14 protein-coding genes are annotated in these 13,019 nt (G+C 33.3%); 13 read left to right on the top strand and 1 reads right to left on the bottom strand.

Annotated features, from left to right (window positions below; all coding sequences use genetic code 11):
- Positions 1-153 precede the first annotated feature (153 nt).
- The 12 genes from CIT01_03140 (at position 154) to CIT01_03085 (ending at position 11,037) form a co-directional block, all read left to right on the top strand.
- Positions 154-1,521, top strand: a complete 1,368-nt coding sequence (locus CIT01_03140; GenBank protein AXV37263.1) for a hypothetical protein — start codon at positions 154-156, stop codon at positions 1,519-1,521.
- A gap of 280 nt (positions 1,522-1,801) precedes the next feature.
- A complete protein-coding gene (locus CIT01_03135) occupies positions 1,802-2,032 on the top strand; it encodes a hypothetical protein (protein AXV37262.1) in 231 nt (76 codons plus the stop codon).
- A gap of 111 nt (positions 2,033-2,143) precedes the next feature.
- A complete protein-coding gene (locus tag CIT01_03130) occupies positions 2,144-2,812 on the top strand; it encodes a hypothetical protein (GenBank protein ID AXV37261.1) in 669 nt (222 codons plus the stop codon).
- Positions 2,813-2,882: 70 nt separating this feature from the next.
- Positions 2,883-3,347 (top strand): hypothetical protein, encoded by a 465-nt coding sequence (locus CIT01_03125; protein AXV37260.1) that lies wholly within the window; start codon positions 2,883-2,885, stop codon positions 3,345-3,347.
- A gap of 394 nt (positions 3,348-3,741) precedes the next feature.
- Complete coding sequence (locus CIT01_03120; protein ID AXV37259.1) at positions 3,742-4,032, top strand: transcriptional regulator; 291 nt, start codon at positions 3,742-3,744, stop codon at positions 4,030-4,032.
- A gap of 30 nt (positions 4,033-4,062) precedes the next feature.
- A complete protein-coding gene (locus CIT01_03115) occupies positions 4,063-4,368 on the top strand; it encodes a hypothetical protein (GenBank protein AXV37258.1) in 306 nt (101 codons plus the stop codon).
- Between the two features lie 530 nt (positions 4,369-4,898).
- A complete protein-coding gene (locus tag CIT01_03110; GenBank protein AXV37257.1) occupies positions 4,899-6,830 on the top strand; it encodes a hypothetical protein in 1,932 nt (643 codons plus the stop codon).
- 717 nt (positions 6,831-7,547) lie between these two features.
- Positions 7,548-7,772 (top strand): hypothetical protein, encoded by a 225-nt coding sequence (locus CIT01_03105; GenBank protein AXV38707.1) that lies wholly within the window; start codon positions 7,548-7,550, stop codon positions 7,770-7,772.
- 97 nt (positions 7,773-7,869) lie between these two features.
- Positions 7,870-8,427 carry a hypothetical protein gene (locus CIT01_03100; protein ID AXV37256.1) on the top strand — a complete coding sequence of 186 codons (558 nt, stop codon included), beginning with the start codon at positions 7,870-7,872 and terminating at the stop codon, positions 8,425-8,427.
- An 87-nt stretch (positions 8,428-8,514) separates the two neighbouring features.
- Positions 8,515-9,069 (top strand): NADPH-dependent FMN reductase, encoded by a 555-nt coding sequence (locus tag CIT01_03095; protein AXV37255.1) that lies wholly within the window; start codon positions 8,515-8,517, stop codon positions 9,067-9,069.
- Between the two features lie 117 nt (positions 9,070-9,186).
- Complete coding sequence (locus tag CIT01_03090; protein AXV37254.1) at positions 9,187-9,747, top strand: TetR family transcriptional regulator; 561 nt, start codon at positions 9,187-9,189, stop codon at positions 9,745-9,747.
- Positions 9,748-9,798: 51 nt separating this feature from the next.
- Positions 9,799-11,037 carry an aldo/keto reductase gene (locus CIT01_03085; protein AXV37253.1) on the top strand — a complete coding sequence of 413 codons (1,239 nt, stop codon included), beginning with the start codon at positions 9,799-9,801 and terminating at the stop codon, positions 11,035-11,037.
- 55 nt (positions 11,038-11,092) lie between these two features.
- On the opposite strand, the gene CIT01_03080 is transcribed toward CIT01_03085, so the two are convergent.
- Entirely contained in the window at positions 11,093-12,514 is a 1,422-nt protein-coding gene (locus tag CIT01_03080; protein AXV37252.1) for a hypothetical protein, read from the bottom strand.
- Positions 12,515-12,628: 114 nt separating this feature from the next.
- Between CIT01_03080 and CIT01_03075 the strand changes: the two genes are divergently transcribed.
- Positions 12,629-12,985 carry a hypothetical protein gene (locus tag CIT01_03075; GenBank protein AXV37251.1) on the top strand — a complete coding sequence of 119 codons (357 nt, stop codon included), beginning with the start codon at positions 12,629-12,631 and terminating at the stop codon, positions 12,983-12,985.
- Positions 12,986-13,019 lie beyond the last annotated feature (34 nt).

Genomic DNA, 13,019 nt, shown 5'->3' with positions numbered 1-13,019 from the left:
AGACAGGAAATAGTATTTATATCTGATATTAAAGCTTAAACAGGATTTTTAACCCTGTAAACACCTAATTAAACTCTCATTATTTAACAATCTCTCAATTAGATTCAAAACATCTAATTATCCGAACATTTTAGTAAATGGAGAACAAAGTGTATGAGTCACATAAATGATGTAACAAAGAAGTATGTCTTACTGGTAAGTATTTTAGTGAGTTTCCTGGTTCCTTATATCAGTTCTTCGGTTAATATTGCACTACCAGAAATTGGTAAAACCTTTCTGCTTACTTCTATATTTTTGGGCTGGATTACAACATCCTACCTACTTGTTTCAGCCATTTTTTTAATTCCTTTTGGTAAAATAGCCGATATTTATGGTAAAAAGAAGATCATTACCTATGGAATAGTTATATTCACATTAGGCAGTTTTTTATGTGCATTGGCTCCTTCGGGTGATATATTATTAATATCTCGAATCATACAGGCAGTGGGAAGTGCAATGATTTTTGGGAATGTTTATTCTTTAATAGCATCTGTCTATCCCCAAGAAGAAAAGGGTAAAGTTTTATCTTTAAGTGTAGGAGTAGCTTATGTTGGACTTTCCCTGGGACCAGTTTTAGGAGGATTTTTGACTGAATTTTTCACATGGAGAGCTGTTTTCTTATTTTCCGTCCCTTTTGGCCTAGCAGCTATTATGGCTATTTTAAAACTAAAAGGGGAATGGATTGAATCAAAAGATGATAAATTATGTCTGAGCAGTACTTCAGTTCTTGCATTATCATTAATTGGGATAATGTATGGATTTTCAGAAATTACTACCACTATAGGAATATTTACATTGATATTGGGTTCAGTGGGGATTATCCTATTTATCTGGCTTCAAAAGAAAGTTAAAAACCCCTTAATACATCCTGAATTGTTATTTGACAGGATATACATAATAAACAATTTAACATCCCTTATAAATTACGGGCCAGGAATTTTCACCCTCTTCCTTTTGACTTTATACCTTCAAAGCATCAGGGACTTGAGTCCAAATCAGACAGGATTATTGCTGTGTATCCAGTCCATTTTTATAGCCATATTTTCGCTTTCAGTAGGCAAATTACTGGAATCAATACGGGCTAGATATATAGCAGCTATAGGAATGTTGTTGACAGCTATTGGATTAACATTTTTGGTGTTTTTAGGAGAAAACACGACTTTAGAACTTATAGTAGTTGCCCTAGCTGTTATTGGATCAGGCTATGGTCTTTCTGCATCTTCAAGCACTCAAATTGCAGTGGATTATGTTGATAACAAGTTTTACGGTGTTTCCAGCGCAACATTAAATACTATGAGGGTAATGGGTCAGATGATGGGTATGGGAATTACGCTAGCTGTTCTTAACATATTTATTGGACACGCACCATTAAATCCCAGTAACTACGCCCTTTTCATTGAAGGCAGTAAAATACCCTTCCTAATATTTGCCGTCCTCTGCTATGTGTCCATATACGGCTATTTTGTTATGAAAAGAAATTAAGGATGATATAGTTTGCCTTTTATATGGTTGGCTAACCCAATTCTACTTTCACCAACATTTACATGTCATTGACGAATGATAATTGGAAAATTCTCTTTATATATCCGTATTTCTCCGTGTGGGGTAAAACTTATCTTACCTATTCTGTAGTTCCTAAATTCAAAATTTAAAATAAATTATATGAACCCTATAACCACTGATAGCACATTATTTTCTCTATATTATTTAATGATAACTTGTAGCAGAATTATTTATTAACCAGATCCTATAACAATAACTTATGGATTTATCAAGTATTTTTCTGTTAATAGGCCTAGTTGCACTGGCCATTATAACTCTATTGGCTATTTACGCAGGTAAAATGAAAAAACAGGATAAACCTTCTAAAATCGTTTTTATTGCATTTTTCTTGGTGATTTTAGGAATTGTTTTGGGTAATAATGAATGGTTAAGTTACAGTTTAATAGGTGCCGGTGTTATTCTGGCTATAATTGATATAATAAGAAGTTAAAAATAAGTTAAGTTCAATTTACTTCAATTTTTCATCCCCTTAAAAAGGAATTTAGCATGATCTGCAGAATAAATCGAAACTTCTTTACAAAATGACAACAGATTTATTTTTATGAAAGGTTATTCCCAAAAAGATAAGATCAAACTCTTAACTGAATTTCATAGCTTCAATAAGGGCATTGAAAAAGTTATGGCAGAGAAATTTGGCGAAAAATTCGCAAGAAACGCTGCTCGTAATATAAAAAAAGAATTCAAGTCTCTTCTTCAGGACATGCCCTACATAGGTGGTGATGAAAATCCTTTAACAGTAACTCTTACCTCCACCACCAGGGATCTTGCTGTGTATCTGGTTTTAAAAAGAATGGGTAAAGATGTGGCTGAAATTGGAAAAATTTGTTATGAGTACGCAGACAAGTCTTTAAAGGATAACAGTGATAAAATCATGCCCATGGATAATCCTCAGGCAATAAACTATCTAAAATATCTTGCAGGAGAATCCAAGAAACGTAAATACCCTGAAGATTATGTGTATGATTTTATAGAAGGAGAAGATTTTGATTTTGGGCTGGACTTTACTGAATGTGCCATCTGCAAGTTTTTCCACCAGAATGGAGCTGACGAATTCGTACCCTACATGTGTGCTACAGATATTCCTGAAAGTAAATATGGCAATTTAGGGTTGCACCGGACAGGTACTCTGGCGGAAGGATATTCTAAATGTGATTTTCGGTATAAAAAGGGGCGTAAAACAAAAATTGCGAGTACTGTTATAAAAAATTGAGATAAATATAATAATTTAGGATTAACCAGTTAATATAAGATTAGAGATTATTTCTTCTGGGGGTACTATTATGACCATGTTTCAAGTGAGCATCATTATTAATAAACCAGTATCTATTGTATCTAAAGCTTTAATGAATCCTGATAATTTTCCATATTGGCAAACTGACCTGGAAAAGTTTGAAGTAATTAAAAAAGCACCGGGTGAGGTTGGTTCAATCGCTCGTTTGCATTATTTACAAAAAGGCCGTTCCTATATAATGGAGGATGAATTGATATATTGTGAACCCAAGAGAAAATATGTATCACAGGTTACTGGAGAAGCATTAAGTGCTCAAGTAGAAACAACACTCCGCCCAATTGATAATAAAACTGAAATGAACCTAAAATGGTTGGGGAAAGGGAAAGTTTTTATTTTAAAATTATTACTACCTTTCCTTCGCAGAAGGATGATAAAACAATCAAAAGAAGAATTAAAAATATTTAAAAAGCTAGTTGAGACTAGAGGAACTGATTTTAATAAAGATCAGAAATAATGTCAAAACGAGATACTTTCCATGATTCAACATCAAATTGACAATTTCATCCCATATTTTAGGATTATTCACAACCATTTCAGCAAATTTATTTATATCTACTTTTTTACTGGATATCCTTGAGATTAGATCAATTTAGAGTTCATTTTATCACTTTTTAATTGAATGGTGTTGATAAAACATATCTTTATTATACGAATGCTGATATATACTCAAATTTTTCAGAAATTATTTCATGAAAATTACCTGTTTTTAATAAAGTTTTTTATATTAATGATAATCAGATATTATGTAAATCTAACAAAATATAAACCCACTAACTGAAAAATTAGTTTAGTGTATATTTTCAGGGATTTAATCTAAATTAATATAATGTATAATTTTATGTGATATCATGGAAGCTTTACTATGGTGGTTAGTTGCTGGAACGCGGGGCGGAATAAATCGGGCCAGAATAATCAATGAGCTTAATTCCAGACCTTATAATGCTAATCAACTGGCAAATAATCTTAAATTAGATTACAAAACTGTTAGACATCATATTAAAGTTTTAATTAAGAACAAAATTGTTATTTCATCTGGTGAAGGACAATATGGAACAGTTTACATGCTTTCAGATATTATGAAAGAAAATTTTGATGATTTCACTGATATATGGAGAGAATCTGAAAAAAGACAAAAATAAGTTAAAAAAGAGTTTCATGGAGGTTTTAAATTGTTTAATTATTTAGGTGTATTCGGTTTATTTGTGGCATTTGCTAACATTTGTATTATAGTGGTCTTACTTTCAATTTATTGGAAGAATTATAGAAAGTGGAAATCCGAGTATACAATTGGACTTCTGGTTTTTGGCACGTTTTTACTGGTTCAGAATCTGCTTTCATTGGGCTTTTTAGCACCTCCACAACCCCCACACCCACTACCTCAAATACATAATAATGGAAATGAATTGTCACTTCTACTAATTAATGTAAGTCAATTAGTGGCGCTTTTAGCCCTTCTAAAAATTAGTTGGAAGTAAAAATATATATAAAAATGTTAAACACGGCTATTAACTATTTATTGCATATTATTCTATTTAGATGGGGATATGGTAATGAATATTGCGCATTTTTTTAATTAAGGAATTAAAATATTTATATTTGATTTTAAAAGGTTTTAGTAGTTTAAACAGTTATAAATTAGATTCACCATTATTTATTTTCTCAAGTAAGATTTGGGTCGAATCTGGCATAAATTGGATAAAATGGGTGTTAACTGGTTTAATATGGGAAAAATTACTTTTATATGTTATTTTCTAAAATAAGTAAGTCAAACAGATTATAAACCCCAAAAAACAAGTTTTAAAAAGCGGGAGATTGCACTGTACATTTTCAGTGTAATAATTTACCCCACCAATATGAAACTTGAGTTTTTTAAAAATGTTTAATCAGTCGTTTGATTAAAAAATGGGTCTAAGATTTATTATGTAGATAGCTGACACGGGCCTCCTTAATCTTAGACCCTAACCCCCCTCCCTATTATTAGAATTACATTATCCGAGGTGTATTGGTGAATCAGTATAGAAAGGAAACATTTATGAAAGTCATAAAGGACAGGTATTGGCTTTTAATCCTAGTTGCCATTTTCCTATTCTCCTTTATATTGGATATTTATCTTTTAACAAGATATTCCCTTTCTTATGGAATAGATGGAGCCTTTTATGATATCCAGGTTCGTAACATATTAAACTATGGTTTTCCAGCAAGTAATGATCCTCCTTTAGCATATTATTTATTAACACCATTTGTTGTAGTGACTGGAAGTTCATTTTTAGGTATTAAAATTGGAATGGCATTTTTAGGATCCCTTATGGCCTTTCCAGCATATTTACTTACCCAGTGTTACATTAATAGAAAGGGTGTAGGTTCCAAGATCCCAGCTCTACTGGCAGCCTTTCTTATAACCGTCAACATCAACTACTTTGCCATGGTAGGTAATTTCATGCAAAACCTGGTAGGGGTAGTTTTTCTCACATTTTTTATGTACTTTTTAGTGAAATGGCTGGAAAATATCAGCAACTGGAAGAAGTATGGAGTTTTAGCTGCCCTGTTTTTGGGATTTAATCTATTAACCCATATATATACAGGAGCTCTGGCAGTTATTCTATTTATATCCCTAATCCTATTCAACATACTCTTTAAAATATTTAAAACGCATAAAACTCCGAAATTAGATCTTAAAGTCATGGGAATAATGAGTTTGATGATCATGGTATGTTTCATGGTCCTGTTTGTAACTTATCCTGTGATGTTTTCCAAATACACCACAGTTGTCTCATTTTTCAACATAACTTCCACATCTAATAGTGCTACTGGGGCCGGTATAATGGGTAGTTCCATTAATGGAAGTGTATTTTTTAGTTTACCCTACTTATTAGGCATAGCTGCCGCAATTATTATGTTATATAGGGGATTCAAGGAAAATATTACTGATATGGGAAAGATGAAAAGGAACACATTGCTGGCATGGATGTATCTTACCTTGGGAGTAGTATTAGGAGTCCTGTCCATTATGTCCACCGAATATCAATCCAGATTTATTCTAATGGCATTTTTACCCATTGCACTAATTATCCCTCTGGGGCTGAAGTTCTTTGAAAATCTTGCTATTTTGAAGTATCCTGATAAGAAAAAGTATACTACTCTTTTAGTAACTTCCATTGCAGTAGTTTTTGCTTTTTCAAGTTTCTTTGTAGCTTCCGAGAGTTTTGAAAATATGAGTCCCACCATAACCCTTGACGAGTACAATGAATTACTGACTATAAAAGAAAATCAGTCACAAAATAATTCTAACACAGTTATAGTGGCCCAGGACTTCCAGATAAAGTACTGGGTTGAATATGTTTTAGGAGGCAATGTGTCTGAATCGTCCAATATTCAGCAACTACAAGAAGAATACAGTAACAGCACAATCTACGTGGTTACCACTGGTAATGGGACAACTTCTGGAATGCAACCTAATGATAATAATGCTGTATTCAAACAGGATAATGATAATTCTGGATTGCCACAGAACAATAGTTCAACTTTACAACAGAATAACAACCAGCCAGATAATCTGAATAATCCTGGTAGTAACAGTAAGGATGTAAGTTACAGTGGAAGTTTTTTACTTCCTTACGGCCCACCAATTTTACCTAATTCAATTGATGAGATACCCTTTTTTGATACTGAACGTCAATCATCTCAAAACAAAGGCCCTGGTCAAAATCCCATGGACAATGGTAATCAAAGTTCTGTAAATGGTTTGAATGGGCCACCTTCAAATTCTACTGATCCATCAAATTTCACTCCACCATCGAATTTTTCACCTCCAAGTACAAGTTCTGGTTCCATAGATGGTGGAAATTTTGATGGGCGATCATTAAAGGGTAGACAATTAACCTTATCAGGGACCATAATTTACAGTGGAAAGTATTTCACCATAACGAGAATTAATTGAATTTTTTATCAAGATTTATTTTTTATGGACTATTTCCATAACAGTCCTTATTTTATTTTCGGGTTTTAAATGTGTTTTAAGTAATTTAAGCCGTTAATGTAGTTAATAACGGTTTTAAATATGTTTATATTTGAGATAACTTTTAATTTTTTAATTCCTTTTTTTTAGATTTGTTAATAAAAATTTGGTTGCTTTATCATTCATGTATAAACCTGAAGTTTAATTAAGTCCTAAAAAATGCAAATAATCTGCGGCAATCTGATGTGATTATAGAGTTTCATATAGGCTGCCAAGAATATTGATTCGAAGTCATGAAATTAATAAGTTTACATCGTGCTACTTATTTTACTGCACGGGATCTGTTACATTATTGGAGATATACAGAAGTGAGATATAATATTTTTATAACAAGATCATCAGTTAAAATTTAATAGAATTTAAATCAAAAAATAGTATCATGGATAATTAATTCATTTTTTAATCCAAACCGAATTTAAAGTAGATATGAGCATGGATTAAATCATTTCAAACAAAAAAATCATGATAACATAATCACCTGCTTTAAGTGAAGAAAAATCAGCATTACATTAGGTTATTTAATTGGTGAAAAGATGGGGGATAATAAACAAAAAATTGAAAAAGGTTAATTTGCAGTCTACTGCCACCAGTTTTTCTGAGTTATTTAAATATCTAAGTGTAGGCAAATTAAATGATCACATGTTAAATATAGTTCAAGTAGAGAACCGAACACTTGACTTCCATGTCCATGACCAGTCCGATGAAATGTTTTATATAATTGAAGGAAAAATGAAAATTGAATTTGAAGACAAAATTATTGACTTGGAAGAGGGAGATTTCCTAATTGTGCCAAAAGGTGTTGTGCACCGTCCAGTGTGTAAAAGTCTGGTTAAAGTACTTTTAATTGAAAAATTGGTACTTTAACCAAAGATAATACTGGCGGCACTTATGGAGAATGAAAACCAATTATTTGTGTTTAAAGGCAATTTTAAGGGTTTTAAACAATAGGGGGCTGATTTATATGCAACAAAAATATTGGATTACTTTAATTTTAATTATGGCAGTTTTAGGAGTGATTTTTACTTCCTTTATTACTTTTAAAAACTCGGAAACCCAACCAGAGATTGCCCTAGCCCCTTATATCATATTTGAAGGCACAATTGTTTCTATTTCCATAGATGAATCTGTGGCATATTCGGAAGGTAGTAAACTGTCCCACGCACCCAATGATTCAGCAGTAGTTAAAATTGACAGGATTGTGGAGACTGGAGGTTCAAACTTTGACTGGACATCTTTAGGAATAGAAAATGGTATGGAAGTCCCCATGGGTTTTTTATATACTGCAAGACCGGCTAAAATAATTCGAGTTGTAAGGGAGACCTTTCACAGGAATAACACAGTTTCTCACACTGTTGTTCCAACTGGAATAACCTTTGAGGATGGATATTTCGTATTTAGAGTAGGGGGGAGTTCTAATATAGAAACTACATTACTTGGCTTGGAAGTTGGTTCTAGATTTAAAGCAAAGGTTTGGAATACTATGGACGTTAAAATTGGGGAATATGAAATAATAAACTAATTTAATGTTATTATAAATAATTGAAAAAATCAGGTAATGGTTCTTTACATAATTCCAGTTAATTGACAAATAATGGAGGTTTCAAAAATGAAGGTAGTAGGATTTACAGCAAGTCCCCGAGAGGATAGTAACAGCGAAATTCTTGTCAAAGAGGCTTTGAAAGGAGCAAATGACGCTGGAGCCGAGACAAAGATTTTTAATTTGGCTAAAATGGACATAACGCCGTGTAAGGCATGCCAACATTGTAAAAGTAATGAAGGACAATGTATTACGGATGATGATATGCAGATCATTTATAAAGAAATAAAAGAAGCAGATGCTTTCATATTAGGATCGCCAGTTTACATGTGGCAGATGTCTGCCCAGGCAAAACTATTTACAGACAGACTCTACGCATTCTTTAGAACTGGTTTTGAGGAAAAATACGGTAAAAAAGACATGGCATTGATATTTTCACAGGGAAACCCTGAAAACATGTTCAAAGAATATTTTGATTACACCCGAAATATGTTCAACTTCCTTGGTTACACTGTCGTTGATTTGCTCTCTTCAAAGGGAAATCCAGTTCCTGGAGAGGTTAAAAACAAGGAAAATGACATGAAAAAGGCAGGGGAGTTAGGTAGGAAGTTGGTTAAAGATTAATTAATAATATTTTCATTTTTCAACTTTTTTTATTTATACTACATTTAGAAAACTATAAATACTAAACTGACTAATCAGTCAATATATTCTATTTATACCATTTCAGGATGTAAAAAATTGAAGGAAAAAGAGCAAAAAATAGTGGATACTGCCCTGAAACTTTTTGTTGAAAGGGGTTTTCATGGAACATCCACAGCAGAAATTGCAAAAAATGCCGGTGTAGCTACAGGCACGCTTTTCCACTATTTTAAGACCAAAGGAGAACTCATTGATAGAATTTATACCTACTGCAAAGAAAGCATCCTGGAAGAGGTAGGTGACGATTACAACCATGAAAAATCATTTAAGGAAAACGTTAGATCATTATGGCTTAAATTTGTGTGTTTTGGTATAGAATACCCCTATAAATTCAATTTTATATTGACATTTCATTGTTCTCCCTACATCACAGCCTTTACTAAAGGTAGAATTGAAGATAAGTTTGTCCAACTTCTTGAAGTATACAAACTAGGATTTAAAGAACAAGAGATCAAGGAAATTTATGATGAACTACTTATGGACTATTTTTGGGGTAATGTATTTAATACAGTAATGCATTTTGAAAAATATCCTGAAAAAATGAATAAAGAAAACATAGAACTTTCATTTGAACTGTTCTGGGATGGTATATCCAAATAAAATTTTTTTAACCAATAATTCGACTGACAAGTCAATCGAGGAGGTATGGGGATGCAGTACAGGAAGAATATAAAAAATGATGATGAAATCTCGGCACTGGGATTTGGCGCTATGAGACTACCTACCAAAAACGGTAGAATTGATAAAGAAAAGGCTAAAAAACAGATATACTATGCAATTGACCATGGAGTGAACTTTATTGACACAGCATTTCCTTATCACGGAGGATCAAGTGAATCATTTTTAGGAGAAATTCTAAAAGGTGGATACCGAGAAAAAGTCAAACTCTGCACAAAAATGCCTTCCTGGTCCATTAAAAAATATGAAGACATGGAAAGATATCTGGAAATACAACTTGAAAAGCTTCAAACAGATTATATAGATTACTACATGATTCACACTCTTACTAAAGAAAGTTTTACAAGACTTAAAAAACTGGGTGTTTTAGAATTTTTAGAAGATGCCCGTTCAAGGGGAAAAATAAAAAACATAGGATTTTCGTCCCACGACAATACTGAAGCATTTAAAGAATTCATAGATTCATACCCTTGGGATGCTTGCTTAATCCAATACAATTATCTGGATGAACATAACCAGGCAGGTACTGAAGGAGTAGAATATGCTTACTCCAAAGGAATACCGGTATTTGTTATGGAACCATTAAAAGGCGGCCTTCTTTCAGGAAAAGTACCAGATAAAGCACTTGAAATATGGGATAAAGCCAATGTTAAACATAGTCCTGCAGACTGGGCATTAAGATGGGTTTTAAACCACCCTGAAGTAACTTGTGTTTTGTCAGGAATGAATGGGGAAGACCAGGTTAAAGAAAATATCAAAGTAGTCAGTGAAGTTCTACCCAACTCATTAAGTGAAGATGATTTAAAGCTTTATGATGAGGTAAAAGAAGTTTATCACAATCTCATGGTCGTTGATTGTACCGGATGCGGCTACTGTATGCCTTGTCCAGTAAAGGTGGACATTACCCGGTGCTTCGAAATTTATAACAACAAGTACATGTTCGATGAAGGTCAGTCATTCATATATCTTGCTCAATTAGGAGGAGTTTTATCCGGGCAGAAATCATACGCAGGACTGTGCATAAACTGTGGAAAATGTGTAAAGGCATGTCCTCAAAAACTGGAGATACCTGAACTTTTAAAAGATGTTTCTAAAGAATTTGAAGGTTTTGGATTCAAATACAAACTAATATTGGCAGATAATGTGGTTATGCCTGTTTTTAATACATTTTTGTCTTTAGGTACAAGAATTTCAAGAAGATCACGTGATTAATGATTTAGGTAAAAATTCTCTAAAAGATAATAAAAATCTGAAATTAAAGTGCTTTTTATTTTCGGGGTATAAAATAAGCAAATGCAGCCATGAAACAGAGGACAGAGAATACTAAAAATGGTAATTTAAAGCTTTCAATAAAAAGGGCAAAATTTTGGGGGTTTATTTGGGATGTGCCCATGTATATGGCAATACCAGCTCCAGTAATCCCCATTCCTAACATCTGTCCCACGTACTGTGTTGTGTTTAAACTGGCAGAGGAAACGCCCCTAAATTTTTTATCGAAATATTTCATGGAAATTTCAGTACTGGATGTGGCTGAAAGACCGTAACCACAACCTAGAATAGCAAGACTTACTATAATAAAATAATAAGATGTATATTCATTCACGAAAACAAAAAGCGCCAGAGCAAAGGATGTTATGAATATTCCCGTTGCAGCAATAAACCGGGGTCTTATTTTAGCAGATAACCTACCTGAAATGAAGGAAAATATAGCCACAAATACACTTTGCACTGCCAATAGAAGACCGGCCTGCTGTGCAGAAAGCAACCGGATATCTTGGAAATATAAACTTAACAGGAATCCAACGAATATCCCTGGCCCATAATTTATTAGGGAGGTGGTGTTATTCACAAGGAATATACGGTCACGAATAATTTCCGGTGCAATAAGAGGTGTTTTCAGTTTACCCTGCAAATAGAAGAATAAAATTATTCCAATGACCCCTCCTAAAATAAGGTAGGGTGCTATGGCTGATGTGATGGTGGAAAGACCATAAATAATGGCTGTGAGAGATAATGCCATTACTATAGAGCTGATATAGTCAAATTTCTCCCCAACTGCTTCACACCATTCGCCTTTCAATTTCAAAAGGAAGAATGTTGTTGCTAAACCAAAAGGTACGTTGAAAAGGAATATGCTCCTCCATCCCAAATAATGGGTGAGCATACCTCCTAAAACTGGCCCCAGAGATAAGCCGATGTAAGGGATGGCCACTGCTATTCCAAGGATTTTTCCACCTTCACCAGGAGTAGCCACTGAAGTGATGAGAGAGAATATATTAGCAAAAATCATGGCACTTCCCACGGCTTGCAGTGCCCGAAACACCATTAACATATCTCCAGAAGTTGAAACTGCGCACAAAAAGGATCCTATGGTAAATATAATGATCCCATAATACATAACCTTCTTTTTACCATGTATCTCTCCCAATCTGCCGAAGGGAATCATACAACTGGCCCCTATTAAGAGATATATATTCTGCAGCCAGGTGAGAAAAGAAGTAGATACAATGAGATCTCTACCAATAGTAGAAAGGGCTACATTAACACTGGAGGTGGTAACTGTGATTACAAAACTAGAAAGAGCACAGATGATGAGCACATACTTCTGGACGGTGTTATTTTCCATGAAATTCATATTTAATATCAAATATATAATCTTTTCCAATAAATTCTCAGCTAAAAAATTCATCCCAGCTTTAACTACACTTTATCATATAAAATGATCACATAAAGAAGGAATTAGTATATAAAACATATGAAAAATATTTAAAAAAAGCAGTGGTTACTGTAGGATGTTATATTTATGATTTTTAAATTTGAAGATAACAAAGTTATAGAAAAACATGGCGTTAAAATGAGTATCTACAACACAAAAGAAGAATGTCCCCCAGCAGCTGTAGTTTATCAAGAAACTGACAAAGGACACTTAGAAGAATTTTACCACACGAAAAGTGCATTTATTTATTATATTTTGAAGGGTAAAGGGAAATGGATAATTGAAGATAAAGAATATGAAGTTAAAGAAAAAGATGTGGTAATTGTCCCGCCAGGCAAGAAGTTTTATTTTAAGGGTAAATTAGAGCAGATATGTATTACAACTCCAGCGTGGCAAGAAAAATACGAAAAACACGTTAGATATATAGAAGATATAGATGAATAAATAGAATAACAATATTAAATAGAGTAGAATGGAG

Origin of the sequence: Methanobacterium sp. BRmetb2 (assembly GCA_003491285.1) — an archaeon.
Classification (GTDB): Archaea; Methanobacteriota; Methanobacteria; order Methanobacteriales; family Methanobacteriaceae; genus UBA117.
Note: the sequence above shows the minus strand (reverse complement) of the source record. Positions and strands in the feature narration are given on the sequence as shown.